Consider the following 23,768-nt stretch of genomic DNA (forward strand, 5'->3'; position numbering starts at 1 on the left):
GTGCCACAGTATCCGGGCGGCGCTCAAAGCGCTGCGGCGCAGGACACAACGCCTCAATCAGCGGCTCAATCAGCGATGAAGATGTCCTCGATTCTGCAGTCAAAGGTCCTGGCAATCTGGAACGCCAACGGAAGAGATGGATCAAACTTCTCCCTCTCTATGGAGATCACAGTCTGCCGGGAAACTCCGAGCGCCGCAGCCAGATCCGCTTGTGTCCAGTGCCGTTCGGCGCGACGGTCCGCGAGGTTGTTCTTCATGTCAGCGGAGCCTTACTTCAGCGCACGGTAGCGGATGGCCACGTATCGCAGGCCGGCGTCAACCGCGCTCAAGGCAACAAGACCTAGAAGGACCGGAAGCGCATCGATCTCGAAGCGGCCGATGACCAGCACCAGCGAAGCGACCACAATAACCACAAGGACATCCAGGAATGCCCCCGCTCCCGCTTGGCGCATCCACTGCAACTCGACGCTCTGCTCGCCATGCGGATCGCGGGTGACCGTGTGGTTGGAAACGAAGACCTTACCGCCCAGCGACATGGCGGGGTAGGCGGCGCACAAGGCGCCGATCGCAGCAGCGAGCCAGAAGTCATCCGGATTCGACGCTCCCACTGCGACGGATACTGCCAGAGTCAGGATGACGCCGAGGATGAGCGCCTGGATGTAGTGGTGGGCCGGCGCACGCCTTGATGTAAAGGATGCTTTACTCATACAGAAAGTAAAGCATCCTTTACTTCGACGAGCAATGCTTCATGCGTAGTTTCCAAGCTGGGGCTAGCGTTAAGGAATGACCGCTGAATACAGGTACGACGTCGACGTGCTGCACCTTTTGGTATCGCCGGCCCACGCCTATTTTGGTCGCGCCAGGGAAGGAGCAGCAGACGTCCCCACCACCGACGCCAAGCAGGCCGAGTTGGTAGCAGGCAAAGGAATTGTTGGCGACAGGTTCTTCGGCAAGGCGGCGCACATGGATGCCGCAGTGACGTTGTTTGCCATGGAAGCCCTCGAATCCATCGCGGCCGAACTCGATGCCGGGCCCTTCGATCCACTGCTGACGCGGCGGAACGTCGTCCTCCGGGGAGTAGAGCTGGCTCCCTTGCTTGGCCATGAGTTCGTCATTGAATCCGGCGGAGATGAGGTGCGTCTGAAGGCAGGACGCCCTGCCCACCCCTGCGCTTGGATGGACCAGATGCTGGCCCCGGGTGCGCACAAAGCGATGCGCGGGCGAGGTGGCGTCCGATGCCAGGTGATTGCCGGTGGCTTGCTGCATCGCGGGCCGGCGGTGTTGGTCAGTCCGATTCCACTCGATCCCGGCAAGGCCGGCGAAGCCAACGTGCTGCGGCCGTCGCGGTTGCCGTAGCTTCGGTTGCCTCCTGACCTTCTTTGCGGCGCCAGGAGTCCGAATTCAACCTCCACCGGTTGGAAACCGACTGCCTGGTCGGCAAACAAGGTCAGGAAGCAGCACCCGTTGCCTTTTTCGCCTCCTCCGAAGCTTGGAATTCGCCCAGCCGGCGCAGGGCCTCGGCTACAACGGCGTCGCGGTTGGCATGCAGCCACGCCGCAGCACCTTCCTCATCGCTGAACAACCCGTCGTCCTGAGCGTCGCGGCTCTGCTCAATCACAAACCGCCAGAGCCTCCCCCGCGGGATATCCTCCGAAGCCAAGGCCGCACCCTTGAGCAACGTGGTGCCCACAACAGCCTGCTTAGTCAGCAACTCTGCTTTCGTAAGCCAAGTAGGCAGGTGGTTTACTCCCTGACGTGCACCCACCCCGCGGCCTGCTTTGTCGGCTTCCACCAGCCGTGCCCAGTCCTCTATTGAAGGCCCGCCGTTGGCGTGATCCAGACGCCGAATCAGCCTGCGGACTGCGGAGTCACTGACGGTGCCCTGCCCATCCGGTGTGTGGCACATGTGTTCCCGGATCAGCGGCAGGATCTTGTTTTCGTAGTGCCCTGGCGCTCCGATCCGGCGCAGGAAAGTCCGCGCAGGCTCCACCCCTGTGACGTTGTGTCCGTTGGAGGTGATCCGGCCGTTGGCACCAATAACGGTGGATACTGCCTTGCCGAGGTCGTGGGTGATGGCGGCCAGTACCAAGGTTGCCGTTTCATGCGCATCCAGCTGATCGCGCCGGGCGATGCGGGCTGCTTGATCGCCGGCCAAACCGAGGTGAACGTGCACGTTGCCCTCGGGGTGCCACTCCGGATCCTGCGGCACTTCCCGCGTGGCAGCCAACTCGGGGAAGTGTTCCTCCCAGCCGGAAAGGCGCAGGGTCTCCAATGCTTTGGAGAGGAAAGTGCCTTTCGAGGCCAGCTTGTAAAACTCACCCCAGATCCGCGCTTTGGGCAGGTCGGCAAAAGCGGGCACCAGACTGCGACAGAGCTGCGCCGTCTCCGGGACCAGTTCGAACCCAAAGCGACCACTGAACTGCATGGCCCGCAGCACTCTCAACGGGTCATCTCCGAAAGCCCTACTGGTGTGGCGCAGCAGGCCCGCGGCCAGGTCACGTTGTCCCCCAAACGGGTCCACCACTTCCCCGCTCCTGTCATCCCAGCCCATGGCATTAATGGTGAAATCCCGGCGGGCAAAGGCCTCTGTCTCGGACTCCTGGCGAGGGAGCGAGACATCGAATACTTGGCCACCAACAGTGGCGGAAACTATCCCGAAATGCTGCCCTACTTCCATGACGTGACCAGGCAACGCTGCCGCCACCTGAGCAGTGGTCAACCCATAGACCTCAATGTCAATGTCCTTGGAATCCACGGCAATGCCGCCGGCACGGGAGAGCAACGCGTCCCGGACGGATCCTCCAACGATGAGGGGACGGCCGCCCGCAGCACGCAGGGAGTCGAGAACCCGCCGGGCTTCCGGGGTGAGATTGATGAGATCAGGGATGGTTGTGATGTTCTTCAAGTCCTAACAACTCACAGTGACGGAAGGCGACGAGACTCGATGCCGCAGCTTCCAGCCCATCTTCGGATCTTCAGCACCCCAAAATCAACCTACCGTAGTTGGAATCCGACCCGCCGGCGTCGAAAGCTGGGCCAGAAGCGACAAGCCAGGAGCTACAGGCCAGACCTCACACCTCAGAGACAGGCGCCGCGAACTGGGCCTCGTACAGCCGCGAGTATGCCCCGCCCGTGGCAAGAAGTTCCGAGTGTGTCCCCTGCTCCACGATCTGCCCGGCTTCCATCACCAGAATGAGATCGGCGTCCCGGATGGTGGAGAGACGGTGAGCGATGACGAAGCTCGTCCGGTCCGAGCGCAAGGCATTCATGGCTTTCTGCACCAACACCTCGGTCCGGGTATCCACGGAGCTGGTGGCTTCATCCAAGATCAACACCGAGGGCCGGGACAGGAAGGCCCGGGCAATGGTGAGCAGCTGCTTCTCACCCGCGGAAACATTGCCGCCTTCGTCGTCCAGCAAGGTGTCATACCCCTCGGGCAGCGACTTCACGAACCGGTCAACGTAAGTGGCCTGAGCAGCCTCATGTATTTCAGATTCCGAAGCAGTGGGCCGACCGTACGCAATGTTGTCCCGGATCGTCCCGCCGAACAGCCAGGTGTCTTGTAGGACCATGCCCATCCGCGAGCGAAGTTCCTGCCGCGAGAGCGAGGCGATGTCCACGCCGTCGAGCGTTATTCGTCCGGAGTCGAGCTCGTAGAACCGCATCATGAGGTTCACCAGGGTGGTCTTGCCAGCTCCCGTCGGCCCAACAATCGCGATGCTCTGTCCAGGTTCAGCTACCAAACTGAGGTCCGTAATGAGCGGCTTGTCCGGCGAGTACCGGAAGGACACGTTCTCGAACACCAGCCGCCCGCGGCCTGCACCTGCCTCGGAAGGTGCAGGCTCAATAGATTCTTCTTCCTCATCCAACAGATCGAACACGCGCTCAGCCGAGGCAACGCCGGATTGCAGCATGTTGGCCATCGATCCGAGTTGGGCCAGTGGCATGGTGAATTGCCGCGAGTACTGAATGAAGGCTTGGACGTCACCCAATTGCATGGACCCCGAGGCCACCTGCAGGCCACCCACCACGGCGATTCCGACGTACACCAGGTTCCCTATAAACGTCATTGCCGGCATGATCAGGCCGCTCACGAACTGCGCCCCGAAGCTCGCCTGATACAACTCCGAGTTCTTTTGACGGAATTTCTCCTGCACCTCGTTCTGCCGCCCGAACACCTTCACCAGCGCATGCCCGGTGTACGTTTCCTCAATCTGGCCGTTGAGCTCACCGGTGTTCTTCCACTGGGCCACGAACAGTTTCTGCGAGCGCTTGGCGATCAGCAGCGTGGTTCCGAGCGTCAATGGAATGGTCACCAAGGCAATCAGGGCCAGCAGTGGCGAGAGCAGGAACATCATCACCAGCACACCCACCACCGTCAGCAACGAGGAGACCACCTGGCTGATGGATTGCTGCAGGCTTTGGGAGATGTTGTCCACATCATTGGTCACGCGGCTTAGCAGCTCGCCGCGCTGGATGGAGTCGAAATAGCGCAGGGGAAGACGGTGGATTTTCGCTTCGATCCGCTCGCGGAGGCGGTACACGGTCCGCTGCACGACGCCGTTGAGCACGTACGCCTGCATCCAGCCGAACGCTGAGGCCAGGACATACAGCGCCAGCGCCCACAGCAGCACTGACGCGAGCGCAGTGAAGTCGATTCCGACGCCGGGAGTGAGGGTCATGGCGCTCAACATGTCGGCCTTGCTGTTCTCACCGGAGGCGCGCAGGCCCGCGATCACGTCGGCTTTGGAGGCGCCGGCGGGAAGCTGTTTTGAGACGACGCCGGCGAAGATCAGGTTGGTGCCTTCGCCCAGCAGCCTCGGCCCAATGACCGACAAGGCAACGCTGGCCACGGCGAACACCAGCACCAGCGTCAGCCAGAACCGCTCCGGCCGCAAGGTTCCCAACAACCGCCGGGCTGAGGCACTGAAGTTCGAGGCTTTCTCGGCCGGAATGTTCATCCCGGCGAAGGGTCCTCCGCGGCCCGGTCCCATGGCTGGCCGTTGGGGTCCGCGTGGCCCGGCTGATACGGCACTCATGCTGCCTCCTCTGCCGCGAGCTGGGAGGACACGATTTCCCTGTAGGTTTCGGAGGTCTCCAGTAACTCATCGTGTGTTCCGCGCCCAACTATCCTGCCGTCGTCGAGCACCAGGATCTGGTCAGCGTCCGCGATGCTGGAGACGCGTTGCGCCACGATCACCAGCGTGGCGCCGTTGGTGTGGCGTTTGAGGGCCTGCCGGAGCCGGGCATCGGTGGCGGTGTCCAGGGATGAGAAGGAGTCGTCAAAGATGTAGAGCTCCGGCTGTTTCACCAGTGCCCGGGCGATTGCGAGCCGTTGACGTTGACCGCCGGAAACGTTGGTGCCGCCCTGCGAAATGACCGCATCCAGTCCGCCTTCCATCTCTTCCACAAAATCCCGGGCCTGAGCCACTGACAGCGCCTGCCACAGCTCGTCCTCGGTGGCGTCGGGCTTCCCGTAGTGGAGGTTGCTGCGGACCGTCCCAGAGAACAGGTAGGGCCGTTGCGGTACCAGGCCAATGTGGCCCCACAACAGGTCCGGGTGCAGCTCGCGGACGTCCACGCCGTCCATGCGCACTGACCCGGACGTGGCGTCGAACAGCCTCGGCATGAGGTTCACGAGCGTGGTTTTGCCGGCGCCGGTGCTGCCGATGATCGCGGTGGTCTGACCGGCCAAAGCGGTGAAAGAAAGCCCGCTCAGCACCGGCTGCTCGGCACCCGGGTAGGCGAATCCGACGTCGCGCATTTCCAGTTCGCCGCGGCGGATACCGCCGGTGACAGGGTTCGACGGCGGTTGGACACTTGATGCGGTGTCCAGCACCTCGCCGATCCGGTCGGCGGAAACGGACGCGCGCGGGATCATCACGGCCATGAACGTGGCCATCATGACGGACATCAGGATCTGCATGAGGTAGCTCAGGAACGCGATCAGGGTGCCCACCTGCATGGAGCCGTCCTCGATCCTGAAGGATCCGAACCAGATCACCGCCACACTGGAAACGTTCATCACCAGCATGACCACAGGGAACATGAGCGCCATCAACCGGCCGGCCCGCAACGCAACGTCGGTGACGTCGTCGTTCGCTTTTGCGAAACGGGCGGCTTCCATGTCCTCCCGGACGAAAGCCCGCACAACGCGGATGCCGGTCAGTTGCTCGCGGAGGACCCGGTTGACGGCGTCGATCCGGACCTGCATCTTCCGGAAGAGCGGTACCATCCGCGTCACGATCAACCCGACAGCCACCAGCAACACCGGCACGCACACCGCGATCAGCCACGACAATTGGGCGTCCTGACGCACAGCCATGATCACGCCGCCAATGCTCAGCATGGGAGCCGCGACCATCAGGGTGCAGGACATGAGCACCAACTGCTGCACCTGCTGAACGTCATTGGTGGACCGGGTGATCAGTGATGGCGCCCCGAACCTGGTGACTTCCTGCTCGGAGAACTCCCCCACCCGGCTGAAAATCGCGTCGCGGAGATCGCGGCCCATCCCCATGGCAGCCTTAGCGCCGAAGTACACGGCAACCACCGCACACGCGATCTGCACCAGGGTAATGAGCAGCATGAGTCCGCCCATGCGCATGATGTAGTCCGTATCTCCGGTGGCCACGCCGTTGTCGATAATGTCGGCGTTCAGCGTCGGAAGGTACAGGGACGCAATGGACTGCGCCAACTGGAAGACGACGACGGCGATCAGCAGCCGCTGATGCGGCCGCAGAAACCGAACAAGTACCTTCCACAGCATGGCAACTCCAAGCAGAAATCGTGTGAACCGAAGGCCAGTTTACGTCTGGTTGCTGCGGGCAACTAGAGGGATGTGAGGGGTAATGTCAGGGACTCCCTCACTCCGGTCCGGCCCCATAACGTCGAAGTAGTCAACAGCCCCAACAGCAGAGGAGAGCAAGCATGGAGAAGCGCACACTTGGCACCGGCGGCCTGGAAGTTTCCGCGATTGGCATGGGATGCATGAGCATGAGCGGGGGCTACAGCGAACGGCCTGACCGCGATGAAATGATCTCCCTCATCCGCACGGGCGTGGAGCGCGGAGTGACGTTCTTCGATACCGCCGAGATCTACGGCCCTTACGCCAATGAGGAACTCGTCGGCGAAGCATTGGCGCCGTTCAAGGATCAGGTGGTCATCGCCACCAAGTTCGGTTGGGATATCGACCCCGCCGAGCGGAAGCCAAGCGGCAAGGTCACCAGCCGTCCCGAGGTCATCAAGGAAGTAGTCGAGGGATCCCTGCGGCGGCTCGGAGTTGACGCACTGGACCTCTACTACCAGCACCGCGTCGATCCGGACGTGCCCATCGAGGACGTGGCAGGTGCCGTCAAGGATTTGGTAGATGCCGGAAAGGTCAAGCACTTCGGCATGTCAGAGGCGGCCGCAGGCACCATCCGGCGAGCCCACGCAGTCCTCCCCGTGGCTGCGGTGCAGAGCGAGTACTCCTTGTGGTGGCGCCGTCCGGAAGAAGAAGTCCTGGACGTTTGCGAAGAACTTGGAATCGGTTTCGTTCCCTTCAGCCCACTAGGCAAAGGCTTCCTGACCGGCACCATCAACGCCTCCACCAGCTTCGAATCCGGCAACGACATCCGCAGCACCATCCCCCGGTTCACCCCGGAAGCCATGCAGAACAACCAAGCCGTAGTGGACCTGCTCGCCGGAATCGCTCAACGAAAAGGCGCGACGCCGGGCCAGATAGCCCTGGCATGGTTGCTGGCACAGAAGCCTTGGATCGTGCCTATTCCGGGCACCCGGAAACTGCACCGCCTCGAAGAAAACCTGGCCGCGGCCGACGTCGAACTTTCACCTGCTGAACTGGACGAAATCGAAGCAGCCGCGGCGAAAATCACCGTGGAGGGCGGCCGCTACAACGAGGCAGGCGAGCGGTTGACCAACCTGTAAAAGACGTCAGTCGCTGACGAGTTCAAGCGACCGAAGCTTCCCTGCAAATTCAAGTGCGGCATCGCTGACATCAGTCTCGGCCGCACGGCGTGAGCCATCAACGTCCGCATTGAGCACAGTAGGTGCGAACCGGATATGTGTCGCGTCCTGGATGCCCACAAAGTTCAGCCAGTCAGCGAAGAAGGTACTGCTGAAATCGGAACCGAACGCTGCCGGAACCCCGGGAGCGTAGACGCCGCTGGTGTGGATGGCTACAGCGTGCTTGCCTTCCATGAGTCCGCTGTAGCCACTCTGGGGGTCGAATCCGAAGCTCCAGCCTGGCTGGGTGATGATGTCGATCCACTGCTTCAGCACATAGGGCACGCCGGAGTTCCACATGGGGATATTGAAAACGTAGGCGTCAGCGGCCGCGAATTGGTCGAACACTGCCCGGGCCGATTCCCACGCAGCAAGCTGTTCCGGACTCTGGTCCTGGCCGGTAAAAACGGCCATCTTCGCGGCAGCTGCGGTCCGGCCGAAAGCCGGCAACGCGCCGTCGTCGAAAAGATTCAATGTCTCCACCTCGAATGACTCCGGGGCCGCAACCTGAACTGAGTCAATGAAATGGCGGGCGAGCCGCAGGGAATCGCTGTTCGCGTATCGGGGCGAGGCGTTGATGTGGAGGATGGAGGGCACGGTGTTCCTTTCGAATCGGGGGACGTTTTGACCCCCGGTTCGATCCTCACCCGGGTATGTAACGCAGCGTAAGAACGCACTTTATTGTGCCCAAGGCACCTCGAGGTGCCTGCAATGATGAGGGCATGACACTCACAGCTGAACAGAGCCGCGAGAGAGCGCAACACCGCTACAACGCTTCTTTGGAGCTCTGCCCTGCACGCCAACTTCTGGAAGCCATCAGCAGCAAATGGGTGACGTTGGTGATGCTCGCCTTGGAGGAAAGCCCGCAACGGCACAGCGAACTGCGACGCCGCATTCCCGGTGTAAGCCAGAAAATGCTGACCTCAACGCTCCGCACCCTGGAGCGCGACGGCCTCATTGATCGGGAGGTCACCGCGTCCGTTCCGGTGCGGACTGACTACGAACTCACTGCCCTGGGACGGTCATTGCTTCCGGTCATTTTCGGCATGAAGGAGTGGGCGGAGGACAACATGGATACGGTGGCAACGTCCCGCCAACACCATGACAGAACCCATGCCGGCGTCGCCCCCAAACAGTAGGCTGGAAACGTTCGAGTAGAACCGCATCGAAGGGACTTGAGTTTTGGCTTACATCACCGTCGGAAACGAAAACAGCACTGAGATCGAGCTTTACTACGAGGACCACGGGACCGGCCAGGCAGTGGTCCTGATTCACGGCTACCCGTTGGACGGTTCCTCCTGGGAGAAGCAGACAGCCGCACTGCTCGACGCCGGTTACCGCGTCATCACCTACGATCGCCGCGGTTTCGGAAAGTCCAGCCAACCCACCGAGGGCTACGACTACGACACCTTCGCAGCAGACCTGAAGACCGTCCTGGACACCCTGGACTTGAACGATGCTGTCCTGGTGGGCTTCTCCATGGGCACCGGCGAAGTTGCGCGCTACATCAGCACGTACGGTTCGGCCCGCGTTGCCAAGGCTGTGTTCCTCGGTTCGTTGGAGCCGTTCCTCCTGAAGACCGACGATAACCCTGACGGCGTCCCGCAGGAAGTCTTCGATGGCCTTGCCGCCGCCGTCAAAGCTGACCGCTACGCCTTCTTCACCGAGTTCTTCAAGAACTTCTACAACAGCGACACTTTCCTGGGCACGGATCGGCTCAGCCAGGAATCTGTGGATGCCAGCTGGAACCTGGCCAGCAAGTCGGGTGCTCACGCCTCCGTGGCCGCCCAGCCCACCTGGCTCACAGACTTCCGTGCCGACATCCCCAAGATCGACGTCCCGGCCCTGATTGTTCACGGCACGGCGGACAACATCCTGCCCATCGACGTCACCGGACGGCGATTCAAGGATGCCCTGCCCAGCGCTGAGTACCTGGAAATCGAAGGCGCCCCGCACGGCCTGCTCTGGACGCACGGCGCCGAGATCAACGAGGCCTTGCTGGCGTTCCTTCGGAAGTAAAGCCCGGGAGTGTTTGTACAGCAGATGACCTTTAGAAGGCGTTTAAAGGGCATTTGCTGTACAAAAACTCTTACTTCTTGAGGCGAAGCTTCCGTACCTTTTTGCCCTTCCGCAGGTACTTTTCCAGCGTCGCATCAGCGGCGGTGCGTTCCATTGCATGGAGCACTCCATAGGTGAAAGCACCGTTGCTGGTGCCCGGCGCGGAACCCAGCTTCAGCAGTTCCGCACTGGCCATGACGCTGTCCTGATGGTCGCCAAGGATGGATTGAACCCTGTGGGCCGCATTTCCCAGCTTCACAGCACGCTTGCTGTGGACGGCTTCCGCAGCAGCCGCGGCAAAACGCAGCTTTTTGGCGGCCTTCCGGACTTCGTGGAACGCCTTATCGCTTTGAGGCCCGACGCCGGCACGCACCGCTGCGTCGTGCCGTTTGCGGAGCCTTTTGCCGGCCTTGTTGACGAGCTTTGCCGTGGTCTTCTTTGCCGGCGCGGAACCCTTTGGCGTCAGTGGGGGATGCTCCAGGAAGGCTTCCAGGTTGTCCAATAACGTGAAGTAGCGGGGGCTGTTCAACCGGTTCCTCACGGCAGACATCGCATTGTTGGCCCTAAGGGCCATGCGTTCTTCAAGGTCATCGCCTAGCTGACCGACAACCAGTTTCCCCGGCAGTTCATCAAGGCTGACCTTCAGGCGCTGGTGCAAGACTTCCACATCGCGGTACCGGCCAAGTGTTTTTGCGAGCGATTTAAGCTCCCGTTCCAGATCCTTTACATCCGTCGGCTCGAAGAGCGCGCTATAGCTATGGAACACGGCCCGGATCCGGCGGATCTGGGACCTCATTTGATGGACCGAATCGTCACGGGCAAGGCGGACATGGGCGTCCTGAAGGAGCATCTCGGCCACTTGTTCGTCCAGGTAATTGAGCACCGGAACCGCCGCCGGGCCCTTGCCACTGGGCTCTTCACGCTCCGTCCGCTGTGGGGCGGGCCATGAGTCGCCCAAGGCGGTGGCCAGCTTGGACGTGCGCTTGCTTGGCTTTGCTCCAGCATCGGAGAGTTGCTTCGTGAGTGTGCTCAGCATGGTGTCATCTACGTCATCGCAGGGAGCCAACTCCACCTCCCATTCCCGCCATTGCAGCTCGCGCCGTTCACCGAGCATCGACTGGGCGCGAACGTGATCGTCCACGAAATCGGCCACGCGGTGACCGTCGCTGCCATACAGGGCGTAGCTGGTCCGTTCCGTGTCCAGCGTTGCGATGGCGGCCACCGCATGGCCCCTGGTGTAGGCGAGCACGCGGTCCATGAGTTCTGACGGGACGGTGTCCGCGTTGCCCAGGGGTGCGTGGATCTCTGTTCTCTTGCCGGGGCCATGCGGGAGCTTCAGGTGCCAACCGGCATCCGGTCCACCGGCGCGGCGGCGCAGCGTGATTCCCCGGGCGGCGAGGGCCAGGTGCTGCGTATCAAAGTAGATGGCTTCCAGGGCGTGGATTGCCGGTTCACCCACTTTTTCGACTCCGACCAATTGATCCAGGGCCGGCAGAGGAGTGGTCGCCTCGGCGTCGAATTTCTGTTCAACTTCCACGTTGCCTGTGGTTGCCATGACCGCGGAACTCCTGTCTTTTGGGATGCCACGAGGGCCGGCCAGTTGTAGTGGCCGGCCCCCGTTGGAGCTATTCCATTTCTTCTGTCTCCAGTGTGAGTCAGTTCAGGGCCTCACACCAGAGAACCTCACCTAGAGTCCTGGTGAGCGTGGCTGCGGCGGTTCTGCCGGCCCTTCATTTGCAGCGGGCGCAGAGACGTCCGCGGCGGGTGCTGAGAGGTCCGGATCCACCGGCGGGAACTCGGCTGTTGCTGCTCCACTGCGAAAAGTTTCGCCCGTGTCATCAACATCTCCCCCGGACACCGTGCCACGCCAAGCACCGGTTTCGTGCCCTTGGGCTTCGATGAACTTCTTGAACTTGTCCAGATCCGCACCAACGCGCAGACTGTCCACTCCAAGGGCCGAGCCCGCCTTTTCTGCGAGACCATCCGGCTCCCAGACGATCTCCACGTTCACCCGCGTCCGGCCGGCGTCGAGGGGCTCGAAGCTCACAGTGCCGCCGTTGCGGGGACCATTCACGCTGGCCCAACTCACCAGGGAGTCCGGGACTTGCTCGATGATTTGCGCGTTGTATTCGCGCTTCACTCCGCCCACATTGGTGGAAAAGTGCAGGCCCGTTTCGTCGATTTGTTCCACGGCCTCCACTCCATTCATGAACTGGGGGAAGGCCTCGAACTGTGTCCACTGGTTGTAGGCGACAGATACGGGGACATCTACTTCGATTGACTTATTGACCGTAGCCATAGGTTTGCTCCTTCGATCACGTCTAGTTCGATCACGTCTCGGGCGCTCACGCTGTACTGCTGGTGGCGCGCCAGCCAGCTGGCTGCTTAACCAGTGGCGCGCCTGTCTAAAGCGCGCCAGCCAAAGCTCTTAGCCGGCGTCGAAACTTTCTTCGTCATCGTCGTTGGGGGACTCTTCCTGGGGAAGGTCGTTGCCGCTGCCGTCCGGCAGGCTGTCGTCGTTGCCGTCGGGCAGCGAGGATTGCTCCGCGTGGGCCTGCTCTTCGGTTCCGCCGAAACGGCCTGCACCCGGTTCGCCTGCACTATCTGAATCCTCGGGATTCAGGTGGCTGAGGTTCGGCGCGCCAGTGCCCTCGCCGAGGGCGGCCTCCTCGATGTCTTCTTCCACGCGGGGCTGTGCCTGGCCTCCGCCGGCTTCCTGCTCCGCGGTAGGAGTGCCGTAGCCTCCCACTTCCTCTTCCGGTGTGGCGTTCTGCTTGTCCATGTGAACTGTCCTTTCCCTGAGCGGTGGAACGTGTTTATGGAACACTTCGAACCTATAAGGCCCCTTGGTGGCATGTCCATGCCTTTGACGATAATAGTCAGCAAACTTAGTAAAAGGCCATTCGGGGGTCTAGGCTTCCACCATGGAGCCGCAGCCCACGTACCATCCGAGGGCCCGCTGCAGGCATGCCTGAACCAGGCCCGGCACCAGGCGGGATCTACTTAGGAGGGTTGTGGAATCTCGCAGCCACCCTGAGGATCCAGGCCCGTGTAATTCAGCGGGCCGGCAACAATATTCAACGCGATGGTGGCGAACTGTGAACACTGCGCCGGCGGGGCAGTGAAATATCCCCGCTGACCGGCCGCAACGGCCCCAATAATGAGCCACACCACCACGAACAGCCCGATGATTGAACCGATTCGCATTTAATTCCCCATCGCTAAAGACAACTCCCGCAATTAGCGGCAACCACAGATCCTTGTTTGCCGAGAGCGCGGCCGCGGACTGGATCTCTCCTGTTCGCGGCCGCGCTGGCTCCCATCAATCCGTGGGATTGGTTTCGGTGGTCAGACCACGCGAGTCCGCAGTCTTCTCGTCCTTTTCTTCGGCTGGTCCGGGCGGACTGGCCGATTCGCTGGGACCGGCATCGACGGCGTCGTCCGGACTTTCCGACGATGCATCACCTACGGGCGCCCGACTGCTCGAGCCGGGCATCCCGGGATCTCTCGGAATGGGGTTCCCGGGGGTTGTGGTCCCATCGCGAACCTGCGCAAAACCTGCTACTTCGTTTGGGTCAGTTGTCATACGCGCGACCGGCCCCGGCCCACCACCCAGCCGATTAGTGCCAGCACCAGCAGGATGATTCCCACCCACAGCAGGAAGCTGAGGGCCTGATTGAACCCGCCTACCAGGAGCAAGATGATCGCTATAACACCGGCGATTATTAAGAGAGTGTTCATTGAGCTACGCATCCCTTTCAATAACGGTTATTTATTCAGGAAGGCGTCCGCTGGTACTTCATTACTGAAGCGCCACCCATGCCAACGGGCACCGATCAGGGAATTTCTTCCCAATATCGCTTACGTACCCTCACGGAATTTTGTTCAAACGGACCATCTTCCCGTGAAGGGGCACGTACATAGCATCATGATAGGCGCGCAATACGCCGGAGCGAAGTATTTGGACAGGAAACTTAGTATCCCTTTGTGGAGAACGCTCCCAAGGCGCGGCTGATCTCCAATGCGGTACCCGCCGCCGCCTCGCCGTACTCCTCATACTTGGCCGGCACAATCCTGCTGGACGGTCCGGAAATGGAGATGGAGCCCGCCGCGACGCCACCGGAGCCCAGCAACGGAACACCGATTGAGGTGATTCCCGTGCTGAGGCCTTGCTCGTTGATGGAATACCCCCGCGCCCTGGTGTCTGCGATCATCGCTCGAAGCCGGGCAGGGTCCACCACCGTCTGGGGAGTCAGGGCTTCGAGTGGACCGGCCAAGTACTCATCTACGAATGCGTCGTCGGCCGCCGAAAGGTAGGCCATTCCCGTGGAGGAAGCGTGCATGGGAAGCCGCGAACCCAGGGGCAGGAAGGCCCGGAGGACGTGCGGGGTGTCCAGACGCTCGATGATCAGCATGTATCCGCGGTCCGGCACAGCCAAGTGAACGGTCTCGGTGGTGTCCAGCTGCAGCGCGTTCAGCGGGCCCATGGCAGCGTCACGAATGACCGAACCACTGCTTCCGCGGCTTGCAACAGCGAAGGCGTGGTTGGTCAGCACCCACTTGCTGGCCTGAGCTTCCGACTGCGCAACCCAGCCCAGCTCGGCCAATGTTCTGAGCATGCGCAAGACCGTCGCCTTGGGCACATCCACCTCGCGGCTCAGCTCTGACAAGCCCGCCGGCTGGTTGTCAGAGACCGCTTCCAACACACGAATTGCCGTGACCACGCTCTGCGTACTCATCCACACTCCCGCTTGACCGACTTCCCACAGTGCTCTACATTACAGGCGACTTCCCAAAATGAACCAACGGTTCATCCAGTGAACCAGCAAAGTTTGATTGACGAGCAAACCCGGGTGCTCTTTTCCAGCTTCTTGTCGCTTCAACGCACGAAAGGTACCCGCCATGCTCAAACCACTCCGCGGAATCACCGTCATCGACCTCAGCCGAGCCCTCGCCGGCCCCTACTGCACAGCACTCCTTGCCGATATGGGCGCCAGAATCATCAAGGTGGAAAGCGTCAACGGGGGTGACACTGCCCGCCAGTGGCCCCCGTTCCAGGACGGCCACAGCCTGTACTTCGACTCGGTCAACCGCAACAAAGTCTCCGTGTGCATCGATTTCTACTCTGACGAGGGACGCGGGATTCTCTCCAGCTTGATCGCCGAAGCGGATGTCCTGGTGGAAAACTTCAAGCCCGGCACCCTGGAGAAAATGGGGTTCACCCGTGCCAGGCTGGAAGAGCTGAACCCGGGGCTGGTGGTGGGGTCCGTGACAGGATTCGGCAACACCGGCCCCCTCAAGGACGACGCCGGCCTCGACCAAGTCATCCAAGGAATGTCCGGGCTGATGTCCGTCACCGGCCCCGGACCAGGCTCGGCTTATCGCGTGGGCGTGCCGATCGTGGACATCACCTCGGGCATGATTTGCGCGTTTGGAATCGTCGCTTCACTTCTCGGAGCCCGGAACGGCGAGCGCCCCAGCCGAGTGTCCACGTCCCTTTTGGAGACCGCACTGAATCTCTCCGCATTCCAGGGACAGAAGGCGCTTAGCCTCGGCGAGGCACCCACGCCGCAGGGCAACAACCACCCGGTGATCGCGCCCTACGGCATGTTCGCCACGGCCACGGAGTCCATCAATATTGCCGTGGGAAGCGACAAGCAATGGCGGGCGTTCTGCGGCTTAATCGGTGTTTCCGGGGCCGTAGGGGACCCCCGGTTCATTACCGGAGCGGACAGATCAGCCAACAGGGATCAGTTATCTGAACTCATTGAAACTGCCCTTGCGAGCAAAGCCGCCGACGATTGGGTTCCGCTGATCAGCCAGGCCGGAATTCCGTGCGGCCCTATTTATGACTACAAACAGGCCCTCGCCTCGGAGCAGGTTGCCGCTTTGGGACTGGTGCAGCGCCGCGAACGACTGGACGGGTCCGAGCTCCCCCTGCTGCGCGGCCCCCTCAGCCTGGACGGCGAGGCCAGCGAAATCCTCTCGCCCCCACCGCTTCTGGGCGAGCACACCGCAGATGTACTGATGGAGTTTGGAATGACGCACGACGACGTCGCACGCCTTGAGCGCGAAGGCCGCATTGTGTGCGGGACGGCAAAGATTGGAGCACAGCGATGACCACCGTTTCTGGCGTCAGGGCCAGCCGAATCGCCGTCGCAATTGCCGATGGCGTGGCCACCGTGGAAATCTCCAACTTGGCGCAGCGAAACGCCCTGACCCGGGCAATGTGCTTGGAGATCCAGGAACTGATGCCCCGCCTCGACGCTGATCCGGACGTTGCGGTGGTGGCGCTGAAGGGTGCCGGGGACACGTTCTGCGCCGGGGCCTCCATCAGTGAGCTCGCTTCGGTGCTGGTGGATCCTCAACCGGATGGCACCTCAGTGGATCATCTCAGTGGGGCCGATGCAGCCATCGCTTCCCTGTCCAAGCCCTCGGTCGCTTTGGTGGATGGTGCTTGCATGGGCGGTGGCTGGCAGATTGCCTCCGCCTGCGACTTCATCATCGCCAACGAACGTGCGGTGATCGGGCTGACTCCGGCCAAGATCGGGATCATCTACCCCCGACCGGGAATCGAACGGCTCGTCCGGCTTGTGGGGCACGCCAACGCCAAGTACATCCTCCTCACCGGACTGACGTTCAGCGCAACCGAGGCCCGGGCGCTGGGGCTGGTGGCCGACGTCGTGCCTTCAGAATCCTTTGAGGAGACGTGCGCGGCACTTCTCAGCACGCTGCGGAGCCGCTCCCGGTTCTCCATGCATTCGATGAAGCGGTTGATGGATGTGACCGGCACACCCGGCGCCGGACTGGCCCACCTTGACCAGGAATGGTCGGACGCGTGGTCGGCCATGCCGGACAGCCCGGATATGGGGATCGGCATCAGCGCATTCCTGAACCGCGAGCAGCCTGAGTTCGTCTGGCGACCTGCGGGCTGAGCTGGCTCCGGGTGTGATCTGCACCTCAACCGGCACAAGTGACGCCCTCCCCGCGTTGTACATGGAACGAGTTGTACAGAAGACGAAGGGAGGGCTCATGCTCATTGTTCTGACGGGAATTGACGGCTCAGGAAAAACGACGGCGGCCCGCGCCTTGGTCGATTCGGCTCGCGCTGAAGGACGAAGCGCCCTGCTGCTCAGTAATCACGCTGCCCGCCGGAGGATGTCGCTGTTGTCCGAGCGGTTTGGATGGACAGTGGCACCACGCGTATTGGACGTCATTGAAACCGGCGTTCGATTGTTCAACGTGCTGGTCAACCATGCACGGGCCTGGCAGTTTGATGGCCTGGTGGTGATGGACCGCCATCTCCACTGCCAACTGGCGTTACGCCAGGCCAACGGATTGGGTCGCGGCACGCTGCTTCCGTGGCTGCTGGAGAAGCTGCCCGCAGCCGACCTGCACGTCCACTTCGACACAGATCCCACCGTTGCCCACGCGCGGGTCATGGCGCGTGGCACGGACCAGGAGACAGTTGCCGACCTGAGGGCATTCAGAGATGCTTACCGTTCGCTGCCTGAGTATGAAAACTTTGTTGTGGTGGACGCCAACGGCGAACCGGGCGACGCCCTGGCCCAGCTGAACCGGGCGATCACCTCCGCCAGCAAACCACCCGCCCACTTACCCAACTAGGAGACAGATAACGCTCCATTGAGCGCCCATTAGAGCGCTTGCTGTCCCCCAGTTGGGTAGCCTGTCACGCTATGGCCACGCGACCAATTGACTAGTTCCCATCCCACGACAAGTAGGCTCGCCCCATGCGTACACTTGGCAAACACTCCCAGGGAAGTCACCAGTGATTTCAGAGGCCCGGATCAGTCGCGGCTCTCAGAAGGTCACCGCAAGTGTGGTGGGCCTGCTCTGTTTCTTCATCATTGCAACGGCCATTCCCAGCGGAGTTCTGCTGATGAGCGCGGCGCTGGTTGTAGTCATTGCGCTCCTGACAGTTTCGGTACTCCGAATAAGCGTGACCATTGAAGCGACAGGCCAGAACCTGACGGTCAGATGCCGGCCGTTCTACTCCAAGACGATCCCTCTGCAGGACATCGTTGATGCCTCCCCTGCGCCATCCAGTTCCATGATCGAAGGCTTCGGCGTCCGGTACTTGGGCCAGCGAACGTGGGGGTTGCTGGTCGGCGGTCCGGCCATCGTCCTGGAGACCCCCAGCCGCACGTGGCTCATCTCCACGCCGGACGCCGAGTCAACAGCAGCGTCCATTCTCGCCCACGCCGGCAAGTGATTGGCAGACAACGGCGGGTGGTTTTCAACCATCGTCGCAATAGTTTCGAAGTGAACGTACATGGTAGGGGCCAGCTCGAAGAGCACCGCTACTTTCGAAGTGGACGTGTAGCGTTTAGGGCACCTTCACCGGGCAGTTTTGCGGGCGGGTCTTACGGGAATCCGAATGGCCCCGAAGTCACGCGGATTTGACTTGGAGCTTCTCAGGAGTGACGCGCGGACCGTGGAGGACCGTCTAACGGGCGGGCGTCCAGGGATAGAACCCGTGAGCGCGAAACCCATATGATCCAGCTATGACCGTCACTGACCTTTCGTTCCTTCAGCCAGATCTTCAAAGCGGAGCACGGTGTGATCCGAACGGAGAAGTAAGTTGGCCGGCCTCCCAAGCCTCGGCCGTGATCGAAGCACTTGCAGGATCAGGCCGATTAATCCTCGGGCTAGATATCAGGGACTACCAAAGTGACGGCACGTTCATCGAGGTGCCGAGGTGGTCGTATACGGGATCCGATGTGCAGGAGGCTTGTAGCATTGCGCTGGCAGTTCTTAGCCACGGTGACCTTCCCGGCGAGTGGGTCCTAGTTACTTGGTAAGCCACCCGTAATGACGGGTGTGACAGACTCCAACAAGTTGCGTAGAGGGCCGCTCATTTGGAAGGAAGAAGCTACATGCTGTCACAAGCTGATAGGCGGGAAGCCGTCTATGACCTCATCCAGTTGCGGTGCCCGTTGAATGAGTCCTTGGCTCGTTTGGCCGCCTCTATTTGGTCCTATCAGGAGGACCTGGCGGCCGTCGAGGTTCGGGACATCAGCCATGCACTTGACGAGTTCGAGGCCGGGAGGATTGGTGCAGATGAGCTCTCCGTCTGGGCAGAGGAAGTGCAGGGACGCGAAGATATTGGGGTGGATTCCAGTGGGCACGATTTCATAGCTGATGCACTCTTTCAGCTGTCTACGCCTGAGATTTGTGGACCTGCGAATGAGGTAGCCCTTGCCCTCAGGCAACGGATGCCCTGACGGCAGCTTGTCGAGACCAGCGTGACGTCCGGTAGAGGATCCGTTATCGTTCACGATGCTGCCGGTCAGACCTCTACTTTGTAGCCAAGAGCGAGGTCAGCGGCGTTCGATCCTCTGATGCCCCAGTTCACCTTGGGAGTCTCGGTAATCGTGATCTCAAGACTGTGCGGCGCGATCCCGGCTTCCGCCTCGATGCGATGGAAAAGCTCTGCGATCAACGCACGTTTGGCATCATCAGAGCGCCCCTCGAACATGGAGATCTCAATAATTGTGTAGTCGGCACCGCGATCCTCAGGATGAACGAAGTCCTCATCGTCCAGCAGGATAAAGCGCTGAAAGCACTTGTCTGCCGGATACTCCAAAGCGGCCATGACCGCACCGTGAATCGCAGTCTTCAACGTCGCCCGCCGAGGGCCAAGTGTCCCTCGATGCCCGTAAACGATAATTTGTGCCATGCGAGCACCATACCTGTCTGCGGGGAATGAAGCCGGCGGCCGAACGGGCACCAAAGCGTCCGGTCAGGGATCCTCTTTCGCACGCACCTCCGGAAGACAGCACAAGCCGGCATGCGCATGAAGAGAACCGAAGGGCAATACAGTTTCACTCATGGCAATTTGGAACCTGGCTGACGAGCTGAATCATCCGCTGGACTTTCTCTTGATCCAGAACAGCTTCATCCGTCCTTTCCATCAGCAAGCGATCCTCGACGAAGCGACGTCGTGGCTGCGAAACCACCGCTACAAGGTCGTTGAGGTTGACGCCGCTGCCTGGCAATCTCAGGCTGACCTCCACCAAGACGTTGCCCGGGCTCTGGATTTCCCTGATTACTACGGCTCCAGCCTGGATGCTCTCAACGATTGCCTCGGCGACGTAGCCGTTCAAGCTTATGGATGGACCGCAGAGAATGCCGGGCTAGTTCTCGTGATTGACGGGTTTGAAGCCTTCGAAGGCAAGGACGCGTCAGCAGCCCATCACCTCTTAGACATCTTCGCGAGGCAGGCAACTTATGCCGCGTTATTCGGCCATCGCATGATGTGTCTAGTTAGAACCGGGGATCCGCGTTTGGAGATCCCTCCGGTTGGTGGCTTTTCTGTTGCTTGGAATCACCGTGAATTCCTCAGTGCCCGGTGAAGGATCCCCGAACGGGTGTCTGGCAAACCTTGGTGAGCTGACTAATTGACTAGCTGAAGGCTTCCCTTCCACCTCCAGCGCACCATTCGCCATCTCGTTGCTACTGTAACGATGTGTCCACTCGCGTTGAGCAGTTCCTGTCCCACCTCGACCACATAAGCGGCGGGATCGAGCCGCGGTACATCCCGGTTGAAACCAGTCATCCTGGTTTGCCAGGTGTGACTGTTGTCGTCTACGACGACGTTCCTGAACCCGAAATGCTCACGGGGATCACCTACGGTGTCAGCTTGGCTGACCACCCCCATTGGCGCTTCGGCAAGCCCGAACTCTCCATGACCATAAGGTCTAATGACCTTCGCTGGCTCTTTGCACCCGGCAGCATCGGCGAAGCCCAACGGGGAGACAACCCGTTTCACTACGGCGACACGATCAACTTGGGCGAGAGAATCACTCCAGATTCCGAGATGACAGCTTTTGCCATCTTCGCACCTGCAGTACTCGACCGTGACGACTACACCGGGATTAGCGTAGGAGACGCTCTGCCCGTCAATATTTGCGGACTCTACCCGATCCACGACGCTGAACGGCGTTACATCCACGACCACGGACTTGAGGCATTCTGGAAGCTCGATTGGGACCCATACGACGTCGGACGGCCGTCAGCCGTCTAACGTCATCTTCAATCCTCCGATGGCACGCACAGGGATCGGCGTACGGGCAGCCCGGGCAGCCGCGCCAGGGCAATCTTTAGCTCTGCAGTCCGGGATTAGACTGGACCTAGTACGGACGGATTGGGGGATCCAAGACGGCGCACAGCGCCGTTCCACTGGTCGGTCGCAGCCCGCGAACCCCTTAGGAACGACCGTGACCTTCTTTCAGGACTTTTCGATCCCGACACCGCCTCCTCGCCCACGGATGCCCCGGTTCACGCCGCCTCCTTGGACGGCCCCGCCCCGCTACGAACTGCCCGTTATCGTCCCTGTAGGACGGTTCGTCCACAAGTCCCAGGCCTTTGTGATGGCCATTGACGCCGTAAGGGTCCACTCCACTGGGTGCGTCATTGACCTGAACTGGATTCTCCGCCGCACTGACCAGGACGACCAAGAGTGGACGGAGATCAGTGCCGTCTTTCACCGGCACGCGCCGCAAGTGCGTGATGGGGGAATCTCGGCCGATTCCATCCTCCTACTCGGAATCCAGTTCCCGGACGGTGCAAAGGCAAGCAGCTCGTCTCTGGCAATGTACGGGCACAGGCCCCTGGACGAAGAACCTGACGGGCCGGTCTTCGAATACCGGCCCAAGGGCGGTAACGGAGGCGATGACGATATCTCAGGAAAGGCAGAACTCTGGCTCTGGCCGTTGCCGCCTTCTGGGGATCTTCGCATAGTAGCCAAATGGACCGACATGGGTCTGTCCGAAAGTTCGATCATTCTCGACGGTCGTCAGCTTCGAGAGGCCGCGGCAGGAGCCCAGAAGTACTGGCCCGAGGAAGACGCATAGAGATGAATCCACTCAACAACCCGATCCTGCTCGTAGTCTTCGCGGCAATCTTCCTCTACGTCCTCTATGGCGTCATTGTCGCCGCCGTTCGCGACGGCATCCTCCAAGCCGACAAACAGCGTGAGAAGGCACTAACCGAGCTCAATGATGGCGAACGGAGATGAGCGCCCGAGCATTGTGCGTCGAGATCCTAACTCTCATTGGGATGCTTCACTCCGGCAGCTGGCTCCCCGGCGGCGAACATACCTCCGGAACGTGCCGGTAGGGAATCACTGACAGGAGTGTGAAGCGTCCGGTGAAGGATCCACTTTCGCTCGTGGGCAGGCTATGAAGGATTCTCAGGCCACCATGACTTGGTTCTACTCCTACTCCGCCGGAGTCTACGGACGCCATGCCTGCTCGCCTGGCTGGCCCAAGGCGCCTCTTCGATAGCAATCATGACGTTGTCGTCGACGTCGCTGGCGGGAAGTGAAGCCAGCCAGGGCACGGAAAGGGAAGTCCAATAGTCCATCTGAGTCGCCACTGCTGTCGCCGGAATAGTTGCCAGCGGAACTGTTGAGAGCAGTGTCCCAGGCACCATGGACAGCTCAAGCTCGCGCGCCTCAAGTTCTGCTCGGACTTCCTCGTAAGGACGTTCCAGACACGGAAGTAGCCCAATCGGGTTCTCCAGATCGAGCTGCCTTTTAGGCCGCGTCTCATCACCTATGAAGAGGACGTCTCCAACGAGACCTAGCCATGAGTGTTGCCCAAGCCTAAGTATCCGGGTCCACGATGGGTGCATTAGACCAGTGTGAAATACGGAAGACGGGACTGCAAAGTCGAAACTAGGCTATCGCAGGTGGGGCGGAGCGCCGTCCGGTAAAGGATCCCCTTACAGGCCAACAGAAGCGTGTCCTGATTAAGCGGAGTGTCAACTGGGTGCGTAAGCGCTAGCGCCTAACGATGATCGTTGTCGGGTGAAGGTTCGTTCTTGCTGGCCCTTCAACATCTTGAACTCTGGGCGAATCCGCTACCGCGACTACTTCAGTTCAGTGTCAGCCGCTTTAGTCCCTCGGGCGCATCAGCGGCGGGTTCAGGACCGCGCGGGTGGGCTGGCCCGGCGTCGGGCGCGCCTCGGGGGCGAGTCTGAATAGCGCAGCCGGCCGCCCGGCGTCGCCCGCTGTCATCCGCCCTGTGTCTTCCAGGAAGCCGGGTGTTCCGGTGGCTTTTCTGTGAAAGTTCCGCGGGTCGAGGCGCGTCCCCCACACCGCTTCGTACACGGCGCGGAGCTGGGCGATGGTGAATTCCTCGTCGCAGAACGCGGCACCCAAGGGTGAGTATTCGAGCTTGGACTTTGCCCGCTCCAAGGCGTCGTCAAGGATCCGTGCGTGATCGAAGGCGAGCTCAAGCTTCCCTTCAAGGATGTCCCGGACCGGATACCAGGCGGCGTGTTCAGCGTCGCTTCCCGCCGACAACACCGGAAAGTCCGGCGCCATGAGCAGGTGCGCCACAGTGAGAACGTCACCGCGGGGGTCGCGCCCCTTCGGACCGTAACTACCCAACTGTTCCAGATGCCCTGGAAGATGTTCGACGCCGGTTTCCTCCGCGAGCTCCCGGCCAGCCGCCTCAAGCAGATCCTCGCCCGCCAGAACGAAACCGCCGGGGAGCGCGGGCTTGCCCTTGAAGGGTTCGATGAGGCGCGTGATGAGAAGGACGTTCAGCTGAGCTTCGCGCACAGTCAGGGCGACGACGTCGACCGTCACCGGGAAGCGCTCGGGCGCTGGATGGGATGCAGGCATGCATCAATCCTAGATAGTTATCGTCATGTTGACAATAAAGCTTGGTAGC

The 23,768-nt window shown here is 61.0% G+C and carries 28 protein-coding genes; 13 read left to right on the forward strand and 15 right to left on the reverse strand.

Annotated features, from left to right (window positions below; all coding sequences use genetic code 11):
• Window positions 1–65: 65 nt before the first annotated feature.
• Complete coding sequence (locus tag CQ020_RS11005; protein WP_105691877.1) at window positions 66–257, reverse strand: helix-turn-helix transcriptional regulator; 192 nt, start codon at window positions 255–257, stop codon at window positions 66–68.
• Between the two features lie 12 nt (window positions 258–269).
• Window positions 270–707, reverse strand: a complete 438-nt coding sequence (locus tag CQ020_RS11010; protein ID WP_105691878.1) for a hypothetical protein — start codon at window positions 705–707, stop codon at window positions 270–272.
• A gap of 76 nt (window positions 708–783) precedes the next feature.
• Between CQ020_RS11010 and CQ020_RS11015 the strand changes: the two genes are divergently transcribed.
• A complete protein-coding gene (locus CQ020_RS11015) occupies window positions 784–1,356 on the forward strand; it encodes an MOSC domain-containing protein (RefSeq protein ID WP_105691879.1) in 573 nt (190 codons plus the stop codon).
• A 91-nt stretch (window positions 1,357–1,447) separates the two neighbouring features.
• Here CQ020_RS11015 and CQ020_RS11020 read toward each other — a convergent pair whose 3' ends face one another.
• The 3 genes from CQ020_RS11020 to CQ020_RS11030 all read right to left on the reverse strand — a co-directional run bounded on the left by CQ020_RS11020 (window position 1,448) and on the right by CQ020_RS11030 (window position 6,769).
• Window positions 1,448–2,905 (reverse strand): CCA tRNA nucleotidyltransferase, encoded by a 1,458-nt coding sequence (locus CQ020_RS11020; RefSeq protein WP_105691880.1) that lies wholly within the window; start codon window positions 2,903–2,905, stop codon window positions 1,448–1,450.
• Between the two features lie 166 nt (window positions 2,906–3,071).
• Entirely contained in the window at window positions 3,072–5,039 is a 1,968-nt protein-coding gene (locus CQ020_RS11025) for an ABC transporter ATP-binding protein (protein ID WP_105691881.1), read from the reverse strand.
• On the reverse strand, window positions 5,036–6,769 hold the full coding sequence (locus CQ020_RS11030; RefSeq protein WP_105691882.1) for an ABC transporter ATP-binding protein: 1,734 nt from the start codon (window positions 6,767–6,769) through the stop codon (window positions 5,036–5,038). The genes CQ020_RS11025 and CQ020_RS11030 overlap by 4 nt, the downstream gene beginning before the upstream one ends.
• 161 nt (window positions 6,770–6,930) lie before the next feature.
• Between CQ020_RS11030 and CQ020_RS11035 the strand changes: the two genes are divergently transcribed.
• Window positions 6,931–7,929 (forward strand): aldo/keto reductase, encoded by a 999-nt coding sequence (locus CQ020_RS11035; RefSeq protein WP_105691883.1) that lies wholly within the window; start codon window positions 6,931–6,933, stop codon window positions 7,927–7,929.
• A 6-nt stretch (window positions 7,930–7,935) separates the two neighbouring features.
• Here CQ020_RS11035 and CQ020_RS11040 read toward each other — a convergent pair whose 3' ends face one another.
• The gene (locus tag CQ020_RS11040) at window positions 7,936–8,604 is read right to left on the reverse strand and encodes an FMN-dependent NADH-azoreductase (RefSeq protein ID WP_105691884.1); all 669 of its coding nucleotides are present in this window, start codon (window positions 8,602–8,604) and stop codon (window positions 7,936–7,938) included.
• A gap of 125 nt (window positions 8,605–8,729) precedes the next feature.
• On the opposite strand from CQ020_RS11040, the gene CQ020_RS11045 reads away from it, so the two are divergent.
• Both CQ020_RS11045 and CQ020_RS11050 read left to right on the forward strand, forming a co-directional pair.
• Complete coding sequence (locus CQ020_RS11045) at window positions 8,730–9,146, forward strand: helix-turn-helix domain-containing protein (RefSeq protein ID WP_105691885.1); 417 nt, start codon at window positions 8,730–8,732, stop codon at window positions 9,144–9,146.
• Between the two features lie 43 nt (window positions 9,147–9,189).
• Window positions 9,190–10,026 carry an alpha/beta fold hydrolase gene (locus CQ020_RS11050; RefSeq protein WP_105691886.1) on the forward strand — a complete coding sequence of 279 codons (837 nt, stop codon included), beginning with the start codon at window positions 9,190–9,192 and terminating at the stop codon, window positions 10,024–10,026.
• 70 nt (window positions 10,027–10,096) lie between these two features.
• Here CQ020_RS11050 and CQ020_RS11055 read toward each other — a convergent pair whose 3' ends face one another.
• The 7 genes from CQ020_RS11055 to CQ020_RS11075 form a co-directional block, all read right to left on the reverse strand.
• Window positions 10,097–11,620: a CYTH and CHAD domain-containing protein gene (locus CQ020_RS11055; RefSeq protein WP_105691887.1), complete on the reverse strand. Its 1,524-nt coding sequence runs from the start codon at window positions 11,618–11,620 to the stop codon at window positions 10,097–10,099.
• Between the two features lie 132 nt (window positions 11,621–11,752).
• The gene (locus CQ020_RS11060) at window positions 11,753–12,364 is read right to left on the reverse strand and encodes an SRPBCC family protein (protein ID WP_105691888.1); all 612 of its coding nucleotides are present in this window, start codon (window positions 12,362–12,364) and stop codon (window positions 11,753–11,755) included.
• Window positions 12,365–12,493: 129 nt separating this feature from the next.
• Window positions 12,494–12,847, reverse strand: a complete 354-nt coding sequence (locus CQ020_RS11065) for a hypothetical protein (protein ID WP_181151845.1) — start codon at window positions 12,845–12,847, stop codon at window positions 12,494–12,496.
• Between the two features lie 221 nt (window positions 12,848–13,068).
• Window positions 13,069–13,272: a hypothetical protein gene (locus tag CQ020_RS11070; RefSeq protein ID WP_024818096.1), complete on the reverse strand. Its 204-nt coding sequence runs from the start codon at window positions 13,270–13,272 to the stop codon at window positions 13,069–13,071.
• A gap of 115 nt (window positions 13,273–13,387) precedes the next feature.
• On the reverse strand, window positions 13,388–13,561 hold the full coding sequence (locus tag CQ020_RS24155; RefSeq protein WP_181151846.1) for a hypothetical protein: 174 nt from the start codon (window positions 13,559–13,561) through the stop codon (window positions 13,388–13,390).
• Window positions 13,562–13,647: 86 nt separating this feature from the next.
• Window positions 13,648–13,806, reverse strand: coding sequence for a hypothetical protein (locus CQ020_RS24160; protein ID WP_018778776.1), 159 nt, complete (start codon window positions 13,804–13,806; stop codon window positions 13,648–13,650).
• Between the two features lie 233 nt (window positions 13,807–14,039).
• The gene (locus tag CQ020_RS11075; protein WP_105691889.1) at window positions 14,040–14,804 is read right to left on the reverse strand and encodes an IclR family transcriptional regulator; all 765 of its coding nucleotides are present in this window, start codon (window positions 14,802–14,804) and stop codon (window positions 14,040–14,042) included.
• Window positions 14,805–14,967: 163 nt separating this feature from the next.
• Between CQ020_RS11075 and CQ020_RS11080 the strand changes: the two genes are divergently transcribed.
• From CQ020_RS11080 to CQ020_RS11105, 5 genes are all read left to right on the forward strand, one after another.
• Window positions 14,968–16,185, forward strand: coding sequence for a CaiB/BaiF CoA-transferase family protein (locus CQ020_RS11080; RefSeq protein ID WP_105691890.1), 1,218 nt, complete (start codon window positions 14,968–14,970; stop codon window positions 16,183–16,185).
• Window positions 16,182–17,000 (forward strand): enoyl-CoA hydratase/isomerase family protein, encoded by an 819-nt coding sequence (locus tag CQ020_RS11085; RefSeq protein ID WP_105691891.1) that lies wholly within the window; start codon window positions 16,182–16,184, stop codon window positions 16,998–17,000. Before CQ020_RS11080 ends, CQ020_RS11085 begins: the two co-directional genes overlap by 4 nt.
• 97 nt (window positions 17,001–17,097) lie before the next feature.
• Complete coding sequence (locus CQ020_RS11090) at window positions 17,098–17,691, forward strand: AAA family ATPase (protein WP_105691892.1); 594 nt, start codon at window positions 17,098–17,100, stop codon at window positions 17,689–17,691.
• A 163-nt stretch (window positions 17,692–17,854) separates the two neighbouring features.
• Window positions 17,855–18,298 carry a hypothetical protein gene (locus tag CQ020_RS11095; protein ID WP_105691893.1) on the forward strand — a complete coding sequence of 148 codons (444 nt, stop codon included), beginning with the start codon at window positions 17,855–17,857 and terminating at the stop codon, window positions 18,296–18,298.
• A 664-nt stretch (window positions 18,299–18,962) separates the two neighbouring features.
• Window positions 18,963–19,310 carry a hypothetical protein gene (locus CQ020_RS11105; RefSeq protein WP_105691895.1) on the forward strand — a complete coding sequence of 116 codons (348 nt, stop codon included), beginning with the start codon at window positions 18,963–18,965 and terminating at the stop codon, window positions 19,308–19,310.
• A 65-nt stretch (window positions 19,311–19,375) separates the two neighbouring features.
• Here CQ020_RS11105 and CQ020_RS11110 read toward each other — a convergent pair whose 3' ends face one another.
• A complete protein-coding gene (locus CQ020_RS11110; protein ID WP_105691896.1) occupies window positions 19,376–19,765 on the reverse strand; it encodes a tautomerase family protein in 390 nt (129 codons plus the stop codon).
• Between the two features lie 151 nt (window positions 19,766–19,916).
• Between CQ020_RS11110 and CQ020_RS11115 the strand changes: the two genes are divergently transcribed.
• The 4 genes from CQ020_RS11115 to CQ020_RS24165 all read left to right on the forward strand — a co-directional run bounded on the left by CQ020_RS11115 (window position 19,917) and on the right by CQ020_RS24165 (window position 22,105).
• The gene (locus tag CQ020_RS11115) at window positions 19,917–20,441 is read left to right on the forward strand and encodes a barstar family protein (protein WP_105691897.1); all 525 of its coding nucleotides are present in this window, start codon (window positions 19,917–19,919) and stop codon (window positions 20,439–20,441) included.
• A 113-nt stretch (window positions 20,442–20,554) separates the two neighbouring features.
• Window positions 20,555–21,112, forward strand: coding sequence for a suppressor of fused domain protein (locus tag CQ020_RS11120; RefSeq protein ID WP_105691898.1), 558 nt, complete (start codon window positions 20,555–20,557; stop codon window positions 21,110–21,112).
• 193 nt (window positions 21,113–21,305) lie between these two features.
• A complete protein-coding gene (locus tag CQ020_RS11125) occupies window positions 21,306–21,941 on the forward strand; it encodes a hypothetical protein (RefSeq protein ID WP_105691899.1) in 636 nt (211 codons plus the stop codon).
• Between the two features lie 2 nt (window positions 21,942–21,943).
• A complete protein-coding gene (locus CQ020_RS24165; RefSeq protein WP_181151847.1) occupies window positions 21,944–22,105 on the forward strand; it encodes a hypothetical protein in 162 nt (53 codons plus the stop codon).
• A gap of 879 nt (window positions 22,106–22,984) precedes the next feature.
• Here CQ020_RS24165 and CQ020_RS11130 read toward each other — a convergent pair.
• Complete coding sequence (locus CQ020_RS11130; RefSeq protein WP_105691900.1) at window positions 22,985–23,719, reverse strand: NUDIX domain-containing protein; 735 nt, start codon at window positions 23,717–23,719, stop codon at window positions 22,985–22,987.
• Between the last annotated feature and the right edge of the window lie 49 nt (window positions 23,720–23,768).

It is taken from the genome of Arthrobacter sp. MYb23 (genome assembly GCF_002979775.1).
Lineage (GTDB): Bacteria > Actinomycetota > Actinomycetes > Actinomycetales > Micrococcaceae > Arthrobacter.

Excerpts from the sequence above, each read along its gene's own strand:
- CQ020_RS11060 (WP_105691888.1), bottom strand. The coding sequence starts at position 12,364 with ATGGCTACGGTCAATAAGTCAATCGAAGTAGATGTCCCCGTATCTGTC.
- CQ020_RS11065 (WP_181151845.1), bottom strand. The coding sequence starts at position 12,847 with ATGGACAAGCAGAACGCCACACCGGAAGAGGAAGTGGGAGGCTACGGC.
- CQ020_RS11070 (WP_024818096.1), bottom strand. The coding sequence starts at position 13,272 with ATGCGAATCGGTTCAATCATCGGGCTGTTCGTGGTGGTGTGGCTCATT.
- CQ020_RS11005 (WP_105691877.1), bottom strand. The coding sequence starts at position 257 with ATGAAGAACAACCTCGCGGACCGTCGCGCCGAACGGCACTGGACACAA.
- CQ020_RS11030 (WP_105691882.1), bottom strand. The coding sequence starts at position 6,769 with ATGCTGTGGAAGGTACTTGTTCGGTTTCTGCGGCCGCATCAGCGGCTG.
- CQ020_RS24165 (WP_181151847.1), top strand. The coding sequence starts at position 21,944 with ATGAATCCACTCAACAACCCGATCCTGCTCGTAGTCTTCGCGGCAATC.
- CQ020_RS11115 (WP_105691897.1), top strand. The coding sequence starts at position 19,917 with ATGGCAATTTGGAACCTGGCTGACGAGCTGAATCATCCGCTGGACTTT.
- CQ020_RS11110 (WP_105691896.1), bottom strand. The coding sequence starts at position 19,765 with ATGGCACAAATTATCGTTTACGGGCATCGAGGGACACTTGGCCCTCGG.
- CQ020_RS24160 (WP_018778776.1), bottom strand. The coding sequence starts at position 13,806 with ATGAACACTCTCTTAATAATCGCCGGTGTTATAGCGATCATCTTGCTC.
- CQ020_RS24155 (WP_181151846.1), bottom strand. The coding sequence starts at position 13,561 with ATGCCCGGCTCGAGCAGTCGGGCGCCCGTAGGTGATGCATCGTCGGAA.
- CQ020_RS11080 (WP_105691890.1), top strand. The coding sequence starts at position 14,968 with ATGCTCAAACCACTCCGCGGAATCACCGTCATCGACCTCAGCCGAGCC.
- CQ020_RS11130 (WP_105691900.1), bottom strand. The coding sequence starts at position 23,719 with ATGCCTGCATCCCATCCAGCGCCCGAGCGCTTCCCGGTGACGGTCGAC.
- CQ020_RS11010 (WP_105691878.1), bottom strand. The coding sequence starts at position 707 with ATGAGTAAAGCATCCTTTACATCAAGGCGTGCGCCGGCCCACCACTAC.
- CQ020_RS11075 (WP_105691889.1), bottom strand. The coding sequence starts at position 14,804 with ATGAGTACGCAGAGCGTGGTCACGGCAATTCGTGTGTTGGAAGCGGTC.
- CQ020_RS11105 (WP_105691895.1), top strand. The coding sequence starts at position 18,963 with ATGCTGTCACAAGCTGATAGGCGGGAAGCCGTCTATGACCTCATCCAG.
- CQ020_RS11035 (WP_105691883.1), top strand. The coding sequence starts at position 6,931 with ATGGAGAAGCGCACACTTGGCACCGGCGGCCTGGAAGTTTCCGCGATT.
- CQ020_RS11015 (WP_105691879.1), top strand. The coding sequence starts at position 784 with ATGACCGCTGAATACAGGTACGACGTCGACGTGCTGCACCTTTTGGTA.
- CQ020_RS11025 (WP_105691881.1), bottom strand. The coding sequence starts at position 5,039 with ATGAGTGCCGTATCAGCCGGGCCACGCGGACCCCAACGGCCAGCCATG.
- CQ020_RS11090 (WP_105691892.1), top strand. The coding sequence starts at position 17,098 with ATGCTCATTGTTCTGACGGGAATTGACGGCTCAGGAAAAACGACGGCG.
- CQ020_RS11055 (WP_105691887.1), bottom strand. The coding sequence starts at position 11,620 with ATGGCAACCACAGGCAACGTGGAAGTTGAACAGAAATTCGACGCCGAG.
- CQ020_RS11045 (WP_105691885.1), top strand. The coding sequence starts at position 8,730 with ATGACACTCACAGCTGAACAGAGCCGCGAGAGAGCGCAACACCGCTAC.
- CQ020_RS11085 (WP_105691891.1), top strand. The coding sequence starts at position 16,182 with ATGACCACCGTTTCTGGCGTCAGGGCCAGCCGAATCGCCGTCGCAATT.